Raw genomic sequence first — 16179 nt, 5'->3', positions numbered from 1 at the left:
TGGCTACGCCAGCAGGTTGATCCCTCCCGGCGTTGCGCGCACGAAACTTGCTTCGTTTGCCGCGCGTATCGCTGCATCTGATTCCAGCCAGCCGCCCCTCGGCGGTGGGGTATAGGGCTGGTGCAACAGGAACTGACGTCCGTCACCCTGCACGGAGACCTGCAGTGCGCCCAGTTGCAGACCGCGTTGCTGCAACGCCTGCTGCAGCAGGCTGGAGTTGCTTTCCAGCATCTGTCTTACCACGTGGTTGTCCGCCACGATGTGGGTATGGATAGCGCCATCGTTCAGTGAGATGGTCACACGTAGCCTGCCCAGATGCTCTGGCTCCAGCTGCAGGGTCACACTGCTGGTACCACGCTGGCTCGTTAAGGTTTCTATCTGCCGTGCAACCTGCCGAACCACCTCTACCGGCGACACCTCCGGCTGCGGTGGAGCATTCTCTGCTACTCGGGATACCGCTGCAGTCGCCTCCCCCGTCTGATGACCATGTGGGTGCATCTCGTTCACGTGCATGGAGAACGGTCTCTCGGCTGGCTTGATCCGGGAGCGTGTACCCACACGCACTGTCAATGCAGGCTCCCTGTGTTCCTCCCTGCCGTCACCCTGCGATGCGCCCGCGTTACCCGACGGTGTGGCAGGCGCAGCCGGGTTCTGGACACCCGATACGTTTAGCAGGTCATCGGTTGGTGGACGCACGCTGGTGGCGTCACCGGCACGGGTTTCCGCAGCACGAGATGTCGGGTGCGGCGCAGGGGATGTCTCCAGCGCAGGCGGCGAGATCGCATCCCTGACACGTGGCATCGCCTTGTCCACCGGTAGCGAGACCTCCGCAGACGGTGTGTCCCCAGCTCGGTCGGCGGGTGGCTGGAAGGCCATGCCCTCGAAAGCCGAAGGCTGTTCGGGCTTACTTTCCACGTTTGTGGGAGACGGCATAGCCGCAGCCGTTCGCTCACGGGCTGGCGCCGCTTCTCCGGTTGCGGGTGGTGGTACGGAGATGGGCATGCCGTTTGCCGTCTCCCGCTGGATAACGTGTACTGCCGAATCAGCCGCCACACTCTCATCCGGCGGCTGCGCCGGCGCGGGCACGTTCCCCCAGAAGACTGGCGGCGCCAGCAACACGGCGACCTGTGTCATTTCCAGAGGTTTGGGGGCTTTTTCGCTTTCGGGAGGGGCATCCGGGTGTACCTCTGCCGGCACCGGCATGTCCACCCCAGCAGGAGCCTGCAGCATCGCCAGCAGCTGCGCGAACCACGACACCTCTCCCTCAGCGACAGGCACAGCTGCCTGCGCTGACGTGGGCACACTGCCCACTTGCGGGGAACCTGTGAAAATCTCTGCCTGTACCGCTTGCGTCACTCTCTCACCTCCTTTCTCGCGCCGTGTTCATGCGCGAAGCCGGTAATATTGTCGGCTTATGTGAGGGTGAATCCTAGAGCGATAGTTGAGGTTGCATGGGGGGGAGAAAACAGGGGCAGACCGCGCGTCTGCCCCGTACAATGTGCCAACAGGCTGCTGGCTATGTGGATGCCCACAACATGCCGCGCTTCATAATCTCCAGCGCTTCGGGCACCTCGAAGTCCTTCGCCACATGCCCCAGCGAGCTGTAGAACACGCGCCCCTTCCCGTAGCGACGTTTCCACACCACGGGCATCACCGTGCCCGCAATCCACTCACAGTATTCGCCGCTGAAGGTAGTGGTCGCGAGTACCTCGTTGGAGGGGTCCACATGCATGTAGTACTGTTCCGAATGCATCTTGAAGTCGCTCAAGCCCGCCACGATGGGGTCGTCGGGCTTGATGATGTTCACTTCGTATTCGATGATGTTGCCCGGGTGAGCAACCCACTGCCCACCAACCATGAACTGATATTCGGTGTTGTTGCGGAATGAGTCGCCCATGCCCCCGTGCCATCCGGCGATGCCCACGCCACTGCGCACGGCGTCCAGAAGCCCCGCTTCCTGCTCGGGGGTGATGGTACCCATTGTCCATATCGGCACAATCAGGTTCAGCGACTGCATCAGGTCTTTGTCGGTGTAGGTGTCCAGCGTATGGGAAACGATGACCTCGTAGCCCTGCGATTGCAGCCAGGGCGCGAAAATCTCGGCGCACTGCTTGGGTTCATGTCCCTCCCAGCCGCCCCAGACGATTAACGCGCGTTTCATACTCTGTTCCTCCTGTTAAGCGTCGATCTGTCCGTGTCGTAATCCCAGTGGCAAAGGCTTCGGGCGTTCACAGGTGCTTTCGATGGCGATGGTTCTGCCAGCCTCCGCAGCGTCCAAGAACGCCTGCATCACATCCAGCACATGATAGGCAAGGTCGCCACTGGCGCGGTGCGGTCTGCCCGTCTGGATGGCTGCCGCCATGTCCGCCACTCCCAGCCCACGACTGTTCTCTGTGTAGCCGTGGGTCAGCGGTATCTCCATCCAGTCGCGGTTGCCCGGCCGGTACAGGCGCACGGGACCGCCGAAGGTATTGGGGTCGGGCACGCTGAGGGTTCCCTCCGTGCCGTATATCTCGATGCGTGGCAGCTGCGCCGCCCACACATCAAAGCTCATCACCACCGTGCCAATCGTGCCGTTCGCAAACTCCATCGTGCCCGCGATGTGTGTTGGCGTCTCCACTTTCACGACCTTACCGTATTTTGGCTGGCTGGTGATAAGCCGCTCGGGGAAGGTGATGCGCGCCATCCCACTGACCTGCCGTACGGGACCGATGAGGTTCACCAGCGCGGTGAGATAGTAGGGACCCATGTCGAACATCGGTCCCCCGCCCACCTCGTAGTAGAACTCGGGTGAGGGGTGCCAGCTCTCGTGACCGTGACAGGTCATGAAGGCGGTAGCACCCACAGGTTCGCCGATCCAGCCGTCATCGATGAGTTTGCGACAGGTCTGGATACCACCTCCCAGAAAGGTATCTGGAGCGGAACCGACACGTACCCCCTTTGCACGAGCGGCTTGCACGGTTTTGCGCCCGTCCTCGCGGTTGGTCGCCAGGGGTTTCTCGGTGTAAATATGCTTGCCTGCGTCAATCGCCTTCAGGTTGATTTCGGCGTGTGCTTTCGGCACGGTGAGGTTCAGCACAATCTCCACTTCGGGGTCGGCAAGCAATTCCTCGGGCGTCAAAACCTTGGGAACACCGAATTCGGCAGCACGAGCACGCGCCCTTTCCATGTCGATATCGGCGCATCCCACGATGTCTATAGATTCAAACACTCTACCCGCCTGCAGGTAGATGGGGCTGATGTTGCCACAGCCGATCACGCCCACTTTCATGCGGCGCATGAACGTTTCTCCTTTCGATGCGTGTTGGTGAGTCACGATTCGCACAGGGAAAAGGCAGCTCCTGCGCGTGTCATCCCTCAATCCATCAGCTCCTCCACCAGCGCGCCGCCCTCCATCTGCAGGCGGTACATACGCGCGTACCAGCCGTTTTTCTCCATGAGCTGCTCGTGCCTGCCCGATTCGATCACGCGCCCTTCGTCTATCACCAGAATACGGTCGCAGTCGCGCACCAGCGAGAGGCGGTGCGTGACGATAATGGTGGTGCGTTCCTGCATCAGCCTTTCCAGCGCAGCCTGTATCACTGCCTCTGACTCGGGTTCTACCGACGCAGTGGCTTCGTCCAGCAGCAGCACTTTAGGGTTTGCGAGGAAGGCACGGGCGATGCAGATGCGCTGTTTCTGCCCGCCAGACAGTTTAACGCCTCGCTCGCCAACCAGTGTGTCGTATCCCTGCGGCAGGTCCATGATGAACTCGTGAGCGTTCGCGAGGCGAGCAGCGGTTTCGATTTCCTCATCGGTGGCGTCCAGCCGACCGAACAGAATGTTCTGGCGCACGGTGTCGTTGAACAGGAACGGCTCCTGTGTGACCAGCGCGATATGACGGCGGAAAGCCTGCTGTTGCAACTGGCGCAGGGGTATGCCATCCAGATAGATGACGCCTTCCTGCGGGTCGTACAGGCGCAGTATCAGGTTGAGGATGGTGGTCTTTCCGGTGCCGCTGGGACCCACGATGCCGATGCGCTGCCCCGGCAAAACCTCGAACGAGACCTCCTGCAGGACAGGTCGCTCGGAGGTGTAGGCAAAGCTCACCCTGTCGAAGCGGATGTGCCCCTGCACCGTATCGGGAGCGATGGCGTCGGGGGCGTCGGTGACCTCTTCGGGCGCGTCCAGCACCTCGAACACGCGCGAGGCAGCCGCGATCGCACGCTGAATCATCTCGTTCACCTGCGCCAGCGAGAACACAGGCGCAAACAGCTGCCACCAGTAGCCCCGATACGCCACCAGCCCGCCGATGGTGAACTCTCCCCTTAACACGAAATAGGCTCCTGCGCCGATCATGGCGATATTACTCAAAAAGCCCACTGTCATCACGCCGGGGAAGTACACCGAGCGCACCTTCACGCCCTTGAGGCTGGTCGTGGTATAATCCGCGTTGACCTGCTGGAAACGCTCCTGCTCGTACGCCTCTCGTGCGAAGGCTTTGATGATGAGCATCCCCAGCAGGTTCTCCTGCAGCTTGGCGGAGAGGTCGCCGAGACGGTCGCGGATGGCGCGATACAGCCCCTTCACGCGCAGGTTGAAAAACCACACCATCACCGCCACCACCACCAGCGGCAACAGCGTGAGTGTACCCACCTTCCAGTTCAACCACACGATGATGCCTGCTACCCACACAAGGCTCAGCGCGTTGCCCAGGATGTTGTCTACCCCGTTGATGACCACTTCCTGCAGGGTGTCCACATCACCGATCACACGCGCCATCAGGTCTCCGCTTTTGCGGTCGTGGTGGTAACGCACCGACTGGCGCATCAACTTGTCGTGCAGGCGGTTGCGCAGGTCGGCGACGAAGCGTTGACCTGCCACCCCCAGCAAGTAGGTGCGTGCCGCCGACAGCCCCATTCCCACCAGATGCACCGCCAGCATCACTAGCATCGCGGGCAGCAGGTGGTCTACCTTGCGGTTCATGATAACCTCGTCTACCACATACTTCCACACCAGCGGGGGAAACATCTGCGCGGGCGTCGCCAGCAACAGACAGATAAAGCCAATCACAATGGGCAGGGTGTAGGGACGCATCAGGCTCAGCAGACGCCAGAACATGCCGTTTCAAACCCTCCTGAAAAGCTTTACACAGGCTATAATACCCTATCGGGTGGGCACACGGGAACAGTGGGCGGTGTCAGAACGGTTCTTTGAGAAAAGTTGCCTCCCCCGCAAAATACTGGACATCTTTTGCAGGTTGCGCTATAATAAAGATGCTAATCATTATATAACGCTGAAAGGAGGTTTTTTTCGATGAGACGGTTGGCGCTTCTCGCGGCGCTGCTAGGTATCGTCTGCCTTGCGCTGTCCGCACAGGCACAGGTGCAGCTCAAGCTCCTGCGCAGCTTCAACATTTCTGGTATCTTTGATGGCACCCCAAGCAGTTGTGGCGAGGGTGCTATCGACGTCGCTTTCGACGGAGTAAACGCCTACGTGATTGGGTTCCGGGCATCAAGCGGCAATGGAACTGTCGGTATCGTGCGCATCGATGATGTGCTGAACCTTCCCAGCGGCAACCTGACGTATGGTGCAGGCGTCAGTCGCATCCTGTCGTGGACGGCGGCGGGTGTCTCACGCGATTCGCGGCTGGTGTACCACAACGGAGTGCTGTATGCAGGCTTCGGTCTTGGACACGGTACCAGCCCCGAGACGGCAATTGTCCGCTTAGACACCTTTGGGAACGTCGATGCGTTGTGGGCAGTCGACGGGATTTTGTCGCCGGCTGAAATCGGCGTTACGCGCTACGAAGCTATCGCGGTAGATCCAGGATACGCTGGCACGGGCAGCGCGCTGGCGGTAGGGTCGCTGGGCACGCGCACGATTCGCCGTGTGTCGTTCACAGCGGGAACGCTACTTGGCAACAGCAACAACTTCGCGCCAGACTTCCTGCGCGACATCGCCTTCGCGCCCAACGGTGATGTATACATTCACCGTGCCTCCGGCGACGTCAACGACGGCATCTTCAAGGCAGTGCGAACCGGCGTGGACAGCTATGGCACCCTCGTGCGCATCGTCCCGTTTGACGCGGGCAACTTCCAGCAATGCACGGTGAATTATGTGCCCGTGTCCGCAGTGTACCCCACGCTCACCGATTTCATCGCCTACAACCTGCGTACGCCGACGATAGACCCCACCACCCACAAGCTGTATCTTGCCGACCCCAACGGCAACCCGCTGGGCGAATGGGATGGCAGTGGAGAGACGCTGGACGGTGTGAGCGTCAGCGCCTTCCGGCACAACCTGATTAACGCCACCCACTTTATCACCCCCGATGGCAGACTGTTGCTGCTGGTGGTCAGTGGGCATGTGCCGGCTTCGCCCGCGGGCACGATTGACCGCCTCGATGTACTCGAGGTCTTGCCAGCGATTGAAGTAGGGGGCAGCGTGGTATTGAGAGACTTCGGCGGCGACGTCAGTACTGTGCCGGTGACGATAGAAATCCGCAACCCGGGCGAGACCACCCCGCTGGAGACCTACAATGTGGATTTGGACAGCACCGGTGCCTATCGTCTGGTCACCTCGCTGTATGGCACGTTTGACGTCGCGGCGAAGGCGTCGCACTGGCTGCGCCAGGTCATCCCGAACGTGAACCTGACCGCGCCGGTCACGCTGAACTTCAGCCTCATCAACGGCGACATCGACGGCGATAATGAGGTCACGTTGCTCGACTTCGGCGCGCTGGTGGCGGCGTTTGGTTCCATGCCGGGCGATAGCAACTGGAACCCCAACGCCGACCTAGACGGAGACGATGAGGTCACTCTGTTGGACTTCGGCGTGCTGGTGCGAAACTTCGGCTTGCTGGGGGATGAGTAATCCCTGAATGAGACGGGCGGGCGTCACGCCCGCCCGTTCTTGTGCTCAGTCTCCAACTTCCCCAAAGCTCTGCACGAGGATACCAAAATCGAACAGGGTCACTTCGTTATCCCCGTCCAGGTCGCCGGAGATGAGGAAGAAATCCTCCACCACCGGCGTCGCCGGAGAAGAGGCGGTTACCGTTTTGGCGCGCACCAGATAGGGCGGCCCCATCACGATACGCACGTCGTGCTCCACATTTGGTGTCAACGGCAGGGTGAACACTCGGGCGTTCTGTTGGGGCGCAAGCGTTTCTGCAGGCAGCGAAAGCAGCGGCACGGTCACGGGATGCCCGTTTATCTGCACTTTCGCTTCGGTCATGTCCACATTGGCGTTGTTAGACACGACACCCACGAAGTTGTACGAGCCGAACACGCTGATAGACCAGTTGCCCAGCGGGCTTCCTCCCCACCAGAAGGCGTTCGCTCCCTCGCGCCACACGTTATCGCTGGTACCAGTGAAGTAGCGCTCCATATGGAAGCGGTTGCCCACGTCGTCCCAGAACTTGCCTGCCCCTAGCGGGTAGAGCGAGGGCAGGGTCTGTCCCAGTCCCCCGTCGTTGCGCAATCCCAGCGAGTTCGCCCCGTTGGCAATGAAGAGCAACGGCGGTGTCGTCGTGCCTGTGAAGCTGATTTGCACCAGCAGGTCGTGCGCAAACGGTTTGCCCTGAGCGTCCACGCCAGCGTTATAAACCGTTCCACCCAAATCGAGGCTCAGCAGGTAGGTGCTGCCATCGTTGGGGATGGGCTGGTTCACGAGCGAATAGAGTAGTGGGAAACCTTGTGAGACGGGGTCATCGCCAACAAAGCCAGAACGGCAGCCGTAGACCCGCACTGTCATGTTCGCTGTGCTGCCTGCTGCCCCTCCCCCAACGTACAGGATTTCCAGTGTGTCGAGCCGCGCCGGTCCCAGCAGAGGAATCTGCTCCTGCAGGATAGTGCCCACTGCCCAGGTATCTAGATAGGCACTGGTTCCGTCGAAGGCAATCTGTTCAGGCGAGGTGGCATCGTACAGTGGCAGCGAAACCGACTGCGCGGAGTTCTGGGGGCGCAACCCCACCGGAGACAGGGTTATCCGCTTTACCGCACCCAGCAATGCCGGATGCTTCGGTTGAGGGCGCGACGGAGTGAGCAGCGCCTGTGCCCACGCGCCTGCCATGGCGGTGCCTAGCAGCACCGTACAGACAAACGCTTTCATCTTCTTCCTCTCCTTTCTTGGTGAATGTACACGGCATTGTACCGTATTGTCCTGAGATCGGTCAACAGTGGGAGGGAGGTTTTCGTAGAAGAACAAAGGTCAGCGTGCGCCTGTGGCTTTGCGGAATCGTCCCCGCGGTAACGAGTGGGAAAAACAATCTCTTTACACAGAACAGTTTGACCGCTGTGATGTGTTTTGCTATACTAAATATGGTGACGAAGCAGGCACGTCCAGTGGCGCATGGCACCATGTCGTGGAATGAGTTGAGCCGAAATCATACCACATTTGCCCCTCGGATGCCACCAACCTGCTCCGCCAACCCAAGCTCAATTCAAACATGGGAGGGATTTCATATGAAGCGGCTCTTCTTGCTAGTCGCCCTGTGGATGAGCCTCTCGTGTGTTGCCCTTGCACAGGAGCAGGACGCATGGGGCTTGTCCAAACCATGGAAACGACTGGAGTGGTTCTACAGTCTGCGCGCCTTTCCGTTCAAGGATGTGCCTGCGGGGGCTTGGCTGCGGGCGTACGAACAGGCACAACAGATGCCCATCTATCAAGCGAACGGGCTGCAGGCGCAGGCGCTGAACTGGGAGTATCACGGACCCGTCAGCACAAGGCAGAACTGGCTCGCCCGCGTCAACGCCATTGCCGTACACCCGACCAACCGCAACATCATCTACATCGGTATTGCCAAAGGAGGGGTGTGGCGCAGTCACGACGGCGGCAGCACCTGGCGCAACCTCACCGACTTCCTCGCGGCGCAATATGTGGGCTGCTTGACCCTCGACCCAGTAGACCCCAACATCATCTATCTGGGGACAGGTGAGGAGTACTTCGCGGTTCGGACGCTGGGCGGAGTGGGCATCTACCGCTCGACCGACGGCGGCAATACATGGAGGCTTTTCGGCAGCAGCGTCTTCGACGGGCAGCGCATCAATGAGATTGTCATCGACCCGACCAACCGCAACAAGTGGATTGTCAGCGCGAATCGGGGAATCTACATCACCACCAATGGGGGCAGCGACTTCACCCTCAGGCTGAGCGGCTTGGCGTCAGCGCTACGGATGCACCCCACCAATTCCAATATCCTGTGGGCGGCGTTAGGCAATTTTGTGGGCGCTGGTGGCAACGGCGTCTATCGTTCCACCGACGGCGGCACGACGTGGACACGTATCAGCGCGTTGCCCAACGGCACGAGCATTGGGCGCATTGAACTGGACATCTGCCGCAGCAACCCCAACGTGGTCTGGGTCATTTTTTCCAGACAGTTCGTTCCTGGCGTCAGCGACGGCATCCATAGCGTGTGGAGAACGACCAACGGCGGCACCAGCTGGACGCAGGTGACCACCCCAACCGGCCGCACCGGGCAAACATGGTATAACCTTGTGATGCGCGTCGACCCGAACAACCCCAACATCGCCTACGCGGGCGCGGTCGACCTGTGGCGCACCACCGACGGAGGCCAAACGTGGACGACAATCAACCCGCAAGACACCGTGGGGCACGTCGACCAGCACGCGCTGGCGTTCGACCCGTTCGACTCGACGCGAATCTACATCGGCAGCGACGGGGGACTGTTCTACTCTGCCAATCGTGGGACGACGCTGACCCCTTTAAACAACGGCAGAGGCACGATGGAGTTCTACGCGTTCGATGTGCATCCCACCGATGCGAACCAACTGCTGGCGGGGTCGCAGGACAACGGCACGCAGCTGCGCACCGACTCGCCCACCTTCGATGTCACGCTGGGCGGGGATGGTATGTGGGCTTCGTATAAGCGCACCGACCCCAGTATCGCGCTGGGGCAGACCCAACAAGCCGTCGTCTGGCGTTCCACCGATGGAGGGCGAACCTGGAGTCCGAATCCTGTGCTGAACGCCAGCGGCGACCATCAAGGGTTGTGGTGCGCCCCGCTGGTCAACGACACCCGCACACCCGGCAGGTTCTATCTGGGCACCAACTTCCTGTACCGTTCCACCGACGACGGACGGACGTGGTCGCGCATTAGCGGCGATTTGACCGACGGCGGTGTGCTGAACGTGATTGCTGTCGCCCCGTCCGATTCGAACGTCATCTACACGGGGTCTACCGACGGCGTGGTGTTTGTCAGCACAGACGGCGGAGCCACATGGACGAGGCGCACGGATGGGCTGCCTCGGCGAGCAGTCGGTGGTCTGACAGTAGACCCCAATAATGCAGGCACGGTGTATGTGGGGTTCATGGGCTTTGGCGCACAACGTGTCGTTCGAAGCACCGATCTTGGCAGAACGTGGACGGACATCTCGGGCAACCTGCCCGACACGCCCGTGAACTTCCTGATAGTCAACCCGATTGCGCCCAACATGCTGATTGCCGCTACCGACACGGGGGTGTTCGTCACCACCGACCTCGGTCGCAACTGGGCAAGGCTGGGGCTGGGGTTGCCCAGCACGCCGTGTCTGCACCTGCGCGCCAACGCAACCACCAGCCATCTTTACGTGGGCACCTACGGACGCGGTATCGGGCGGATGCCTCTGCCTACCGCCGCTTTCGTAACCACACGAATCGAAGTACCATGGCGTCCGGGGCAACTGGGGGGCATCGCCAACCTCAGGGCAACCTTACAACGCACCGACTCGGGGGCAGGCGTCGCAGGCAAGCGACTGCAGTTTGAGGTAGACGATAGGACCGTAGGCAGTGCGGTGACCGGCTCGGATGGCTCCGCGACGCTCGCCTACACGATTCCGCTGGACGCTGCGCTGGGAAATCGCACCATCACCGCGACCTTCGATGGCGACTCCGCCTTCAACCCCTCCTCGGGCACGGGCATCCTTTCGGTCTCGCGTGCGTATACGGTTGTCATCATCCGAGACCAGTCGGTGCCCTACGGCTCGACCGCGTTGCTGAAAGCGCGCCTGACCCGACAGGATGATGGACGACCGATTTCGGGCAAACTGCTGCGCTTCTCGGTAGGTGGCACCGAGGTGGGCACGGCGACCACCGATGCCGAAGGCGAAGCGTCTGTCTCGTATAGTGGGCGACATCTCGGAGACCTGCCGATGTCGGCGGCGTTCGACGGAGACTCTACTTACGTCAGTTCCGCAGCATATGCGACCCTGAGTGGATACGTCGAAGTGGAAGCGCTCGTCAACCTGCGCGACTACGTCGGTCCCGTGATGAACTTGCCCGCGGATGTGGCGATTGACCGCGACGGCAAGCTGGAGCGGCTCAAGGAAGTGCTGGACGGCAAGGGGGCGTTCCGGCTGAGGCTGACCGGCAGCGCAGACCTTCTGGTGAAGGTAACGCACTGGCTGCGGCAGCGGGTTCACGTTAAACTGCCCGGCACGGCACAGGTGGCTTTCAGCCTCGTCAACGGAGACGTCGACGAGGATAACGAGGTCACGCTGTTCGATTTCGGTATGCTCGTTGCCGCTTTCGGCTCTGGGCCCAACGACAAGAACTGGAACCCCAATGCCGACCTCGACGGCGATGAGGAGGTCACCCTGTTCGACTTCGGCATCCTCGTCAAGAACTTCGGAAAAATCGGCGATGAGTAGTTTCGCTGGCACCGGGCGGGGCGTTGCCCCGCCCAGTGTTCGTAGCTTCCTCAACCCACTTTGGGGCGGACCGTCTCCTCGCGTGCCGAAGGACACGGAGCCTTACGCTCCACCGCCCCACAAGGTGGGTTCGCAGGAATAACGTCATGCGGAACACTGGGGGGCTTCCCAGAAAGGGGTTTTATACCAACTAAACGTTGGGGGCGACCTAAAACGAAACCTGCTCTGCCCGTGACTTTCAGTCGCTGGGGCACCGTTGAGCGGGCTTTTCACCCCAGGAACACTTGACAAAAATGTTTCGTCGTGATAAACTATACAACAGTAGTTACTTAGTGGCGAGGGACATCTGGCGAGTCATGGGATATGCTGAGCGCAAGCAAAGCATCCTGAGCCGTAAATCAGATTCTTCGCTTCGCCCAGCATGTTAGCGGATGTTGCTTTATCCCCCAAGCTCGCAAAGAGTCTTACAACTGCGTAGCTTCCCAAAACATAAACCTGCTCGGAAAGGAGAGGTACGAGATGCTATCCACTCTGAAACGCTTTGCTCTGCTGACAGGGATTACCACACTTTTGCTGTGGGGTTCCGTCGTGGCGCAGACCGTGCCATCCAGCCCGAACAAGGGTAAGTCGGTGAGAGCGCCCAGTCGGGTATCGGTCAGCACGCCAACGCAACCACCAGTGCCTCCAGAACAGAAGCCATCTCTGCGCTACGAAACCTCGATTGCCCATACCCGCCCTGAGTTAGCCAATCAGGCGACCTCCATAGCTGAGCCGAACCTTCAGGAGGCACAGATGCTAGGTGAGGAGGGAGTAACCGACGCTGGAACGTATGTTTTGCCGTTTGGTAGCAAGGGCGAGAAGGTGGCGATTGCCTTCGGGATGGGCGATTATGTACCGTCAGAAGGCGAGAAGCTGCAACCGTTGCTGCTGCGGCTGGCGCAACACCGAGCAGCCCAACTACGCACTCAAAGCACAGACGCGCAGCCAACGGTTTACTGCTTCATCCTGCTGGATGGCAGGCTGGACGATGCTTTGCGTGAATGGCTCGAGCAGCACGGCGTGCAGCTGCTCGGCTTTTATCCGTACACAGCGTATCAGGCGCGTGTTCCCGTGTCGCAGTTAAGCACGGTAGCTGCCCATCCGCAGGTTCGCTGGGTTGGTCAGCCTTATCCGCTTCAGAAACTGCACCCCGAACTATGGACGTTCGTTGGCAGCGGCTCGGCGGAGCGCAGATGGGTTTTCGTATCCCTCTTCGGACACGATGAGGCAGCGCGCGACGCCCTGATGGCTATCGCCGACCAGACAGGCAGGTATGACCCCGACTTAGCCATCCTTCCGATGCTGGCTGATGCCGCCACGATAAACCGGCTGCTCGACTGGGACGCCGTGCTGTTTATCGAGCCAGTACACGCCTGCAAGCCAGCGGACTTCGAGTCGCAACCCGCTATCGATGCTGACCTGCTGTGGTACTTTGGCAAAGATGGCCGCCCATTGCACGGTCAGTCGGTGAAGATCGGGGTGCTTGACTCAGGTTTCTTCATACGACACGACGACTTTGCCCATATCAGGGACGGCGTTATCGGTCGCGACTATACGGATAGCAGGGGCAATGCACTGATAGACGGTAACGGTCACGGCACTGCTGTGTTGGGTATTCTGCTCGGCGCAGGTGCTGCAGACCGTCGATATCGGGGCACTGCCTCAGGTGTAAGCGCCTTGGCAGCGGATGACATCGTGCTGGCGAAGGTCTTCGTGAACACGTTTGAGGGAGGGACCAGTGTCGGGTCGAGCGTTTCGGACGCGCTCAGTGACATGCGGGGATGGTTCGATCGGCAAAGGTGGAGGAGCGTTGCCAAACGGGATGTGGTGAACTTGAGCGGGGGCGCGCCAACTCGGTACGCACGAGGAACGGATGCGCTATCGCGACAGGTCGACAGATTGTTTCGCGAAGACATCTTGGTCGTGGCTGCCGCAGGTAACGAGGGCAAACAAGGAGAAGGAACAATCGGTATCCCAGGCGATGCCAAAGGGGCGCTGACAGTGGGTGGCGTGTATGATGAGGGATACAACGTAGACAAAGTAGTTGAGTCATCATCACGAGGCCCTACGGGGGATGGTCGGGTGAAACCCGATGTGGTCGCGCCAAGCCACTGGATTATGGCACCTGCCCGTTGGAACCGTCGAGAATACTTCCCTGTCAAGGGAACATCCTTTGCCGCCCCCCATGTGGCTGGGCTCGCAGTGGGGTTGATGGCAGCGTATCGTCGGCCGGACGGCGGTGCCTCGAACCCGCCAGCCTGGGTCATTAAAAGCATGATTATCGCAAACGCCCTCGACCTCGGCTACGACCTCCACGCGGCAGGAAGAGGTAAAGTCGACGGCTTTTTGTGCCATTTCGAGGGAGACGGCTTCTTGAAAGTATGGTGGGGGACAAACAGACGCACCGGCTCGCTAAAGACCATGGATTTTGACCTCTCCCAGCCTGCGAGTCTGCTGCGCATTGCGCTGGTATACCCCGATGAACCAGCTTCTGCATGGGCCAGCCAGGCTCTGGTGAACGACCTCGACTTATACCTCGATGCTGAACCGTTTACTGAAGGGCCGAACGGCGGCTGGTGGTCAGCCTCCCGTGTAGACAACGTGGAGTTCATCACCATCCGCAACGCGCGAGCAGGCAAATATCGCATCAAGGTACACTCCTACAGCCATTCGTGGTTTTCTGGTAGTCAGGCATGGGCGGTGACGGTGCGTGCCGTTTTTGGACCTACCGAGCCCAACCTGAGATTGACCCTGACTGCGCCCGTGGCTGTGCAGCCCAACACTGAGTTTGAGGTGATGGGTTCAGTGCGACCGGACTCCTACGTCGTCTCTGGAGTGTCGGCTACGATGTTGGAAGACCCACCGCGTGGTTCTCTTCTGAGTTACGTCAGTGACCTCGAGGTGATACGGTATGCTCCGAACGGTGACCAAGAGCGTTTTAATCTTAGCTCCGCATTAAACGTCCCGCTCGGTAGTATTCCAGCGGGTTTCACCCGGAAGTTGGCAAGAAGGTTGCGTGGGGATAGGGAGGGGCTCGGCACTATCCTGTTGAAGGTTAAGTCCACGAACGGCGGCGAGGCAGAAGTACGTCGCACCGTCATCATCGACGGCACCCCACCTAACGATTGGCAGGCCTTTACAGTGAACGAAGGCAACCAAGAGCTCGCACCAACCTGTCAAGTTGCGGTAAGAGACCTTCTTTCTGGCTTGTCGCCCTCGGCAAACGCATGGTACCGCTTCTCTACCGATGGTGGGACAACATGGAGTCAATGGAAACCGACGAGCCTCTCCGGAGAGGAGGGGAGCCTCGAATGGGAGGTGGTAGTAGCCCAAAACGTGCCGTTTCACCGTGCTGGCGACAGGAACCGAATCCAGTTCAGGGTGCAGGACGTCGCAGGCAATTGGGGATACAGTCCCATCTATCCCGTGTCCCTACGAATTAGAACCCGCCTCTCAGGCGACAACCTCTCTGCTGAGCGCGGCAGCACCGCCCTGTTGCGGGCGACGCTCGTTCGAGCCTCCGACTCATCACCGCTTGCCAACAAAACGGTGCGGTTCCTTGTGGATGGCAACCCGGTCGGTTCCGCGGTTACCAATGCGGCGGGCGTAGCGACCCTGCCGTGGACGGTGACACTACTCGGTGAGCGCGAGTACCGGGTCGTGTTTGAGGGAGACTCTGAGTATCAAGCCTCCGAAGCAACTGCCCACTTGAATTTGACAGCCAAGACGGAGGTCATCGTGGAAGACGTCATAGCTCGGCGGGGCACGACGGTGATTCTGACCGCTTCGCTGAAAGAGCTGGACGTTGGCGGTTGGGTTTCAGCACCGCAGGGACTCACGCTACACTTCAAGGTTGACGGTACAGTCGTGGGAACAGTGGAAACGGATGCGCAGGGGAACGCACAAGTTGCATATAGTATCCCTCCCCACATGCCACTCGGCATCCGTTGGATCGATGTGGTCTTCGAAGGCGCAGAATCACGACAACCCTCCACAGGAAACGCTACCCTTCGGGTAGCACGAACCGTCCTGCGCGGCAAGGTGCTGCTGGGCGACTTCGTCGGCAATCCTGAGATGGCACAGGTTACTTTGGAACTGCGCGACCCGGACAGCAGGTCCGCCAGAGAGACGCATAACCTCTTCCTCAACAGCCAATCCGAATACATTATCGGTACGAATTTGGACGGCGTCTACGATGTCGCTGTCAAAGGCTCCCACTGGCTGCGCGATAAGCATCAACGGGTTCGCGTCACCGGTGATGTTGTCCTCAATTTCTCCCAGATCAATGGCGATGTCGACGGGGACAATACGGTGACCCTACAGGATTTTGGTATGTTGCTCCTGGCGTTTGGCAGCGTAGCGGGTGACGAAAACTGGAACTGGGACGCCGACCTGGACGGCGACTTGGAGGTCACATTGTTCGACTTTGGCATCCTCGTCAGGCATTTCGGCTTTGTCGGGGAGCAGTAGTTCCTTAACACTGGGCGGGGCAACGCCCCGCCCTTTTTGCTTA

General features: G+C 60.0%; 8 protein-coding genes. 3 read left to right on the top strand and 5 right to left on the bottom strand.

Going from position 1 to position 16179, the window contains the following annotated elements; translation table 11 throughout:
- Positions 1 to 3: 3 nt before the first annotated feature.
- From K6U75_08685 to K6U75_08670, 4 genes are all read right to left on the bottom strand, one after another.
- Positions 4 to 1356, bottom strand: a complete 1353-nt coding sequence (locus K6U75_08685; protein MCL6475111.1) for a flagellar hook-length control protein FliK — start codon at positions 1354 to 1356, stop codon at positions 4 to 6.
- 160 nt (positions 1357 to 1516) lie between these two features.
- Complete coding sequence (locus K6U75_08680) at positions 1517 to 2161, bottom strand: ThuA domain-containing protein (GenBank protein MCL6475110.1); 645 nt, start codon at positions 2159 to 2161, stop codon at positions 1517 to 1519.
- Between the two features lie 15 nt (positions 2162 to 2176).
- Positions 2177 to 3280, bottom strand: coding sequence for a Gfo/Idh/MocA family oxidoreductase (locus K6U75_08675; protein ID MCL6475109.1), 1104 nt, complete (start codon positions 3278 to 3280; stop codon positions 2177 to 2179).
- A gap of 77 nt (positions 3281 to 3357) precedes the next feature.
- Entirely contained in the window at positions 3358 to 5100 is a 1743-nt protein-coding gene (locus K6U75_08670) for an ABC transporter ATP-binding protein/permease (protein MCL6475108.1), read from the bottom strand.
- 195 nt (positions 5101 to 5295) lie between these two features.
- Between K6U75_08670 and K6U75_08665 the strand changes: the two genes are divergently transcribed.
- Entirely contained in the window at positions 5296 to 6855 is a 1560-nt protein-coding gene (locus K6U75_08665) for a hypothetical protein (protein MCL6475107.1), read from the top strand.
- Between the two features lie 45 nt (positions 6856 to 6900).
- Here the strand turns inward: K6U75_08665 and K6U75_08660 are convergent, their stop codons facing one another.
- Positions 6901 to 8091 carry a hypothetical protein gene (locus tag K6U75_08660; protein ID MCL6475106.1) on the bottom strand — a complete coding sequence of 397 codons (1191 nt, stop codon included), beginning with the start codon at positions 8089 to 8091 and terminating at the stop codon, positions 6901 to 6903.
- A 353-nt stretch (positions 8092 to 8444) separates the two neighbouring features.
- Here K6U75_08660 and K6U75_08655 point away from each other — a divergent pair, with 353 nt between their 5' ends.
- Positions 8445 to 11627, top strand: coding sequence for an Ig-like domain repeat protein (locus K6U75_08655; protein MCL6475105.1), 3183 nt, complete (start codon positions 8445 to 8447; stop codon positions 11625 to 11627).
- A gap of 519 nt (positions 11628 to 12146) precedes the next feature.
- Positions 12147 to 16136 (top strand): S8 family serine peptidase, encoded by a 3990-nt coding sequence (locus K6U75_08650; protein ID MCL6475104.1) that lies wholly within the window; start codon positions 12147 to 12149, stop codon positions 16134 to 16136.
- Positions 16137 to 16179: the final 43 nt, after the last annotated feature.

Source organism: Bacillota bacterium, from assembly GCA_023511455.1.
Lineage (GTDB): Bacteria > Armatimonadota > HRBIN16 > HRBIN16 > HRBIN16 > HRBIN16.
Note: the sequence above shows the minus strand (reverse complement) of the source record. Positions and strands in the feature narration are given on the sequence as shown.

Bases quoted from the DNA above. Each gene is read 5' to 3' on its own strand.
- K6U75_08680 (MCL6475110.1), bottom strand. From the start codon at position 2,161: ATGAAACGCGCGTTAATCGTCTGGGGCGGCTGGGAGGGACATGAACCC.
- K6U75_08675 (MCL6475109.1), bottom strand. From the start codon at position 3,280: ATGCGCCGCATGAAAGTGGGCGTGATCGGCTGTGGCAACATCAGCCCC.
- K6U75_08670 (MCL6475108.1), bottom strand. From the start codon at position 5,100: ATGTTCTGGCGTCTGCTGAGCCTGATGCGTCCCTACACCCTGCCCATT.
- K6U75_08665 (MCL6475107.1), top strand. From the start codon at position 5,296: ATGAGACGGTTGGCGCTTCTCGCGGCGCTGCTAGGTATCGTCTGCCTT.
- K6U75_08660 (MCL6475106.1), bottom strand. From the start codon at position 8,091: ATGAAAGCGTTTGTCTGTACGGTGCTGCTAGGCACCGCCATGGCAGGC.
- K6U75_08655 (MCL6475105.1), top strand. From the start codon at position 8,445: ATGAAGCGGCTCTTCTTGCTAGTCGCCCTGTGGATGAGCCTCTCGTGT.
- K6U75_08650 (MCL6475104.1), top strand. From the start codon at position 12,147: ATGCTATCCACTCTGAAACGCTTTGCTCTGCTGACAGGGATTACCACA.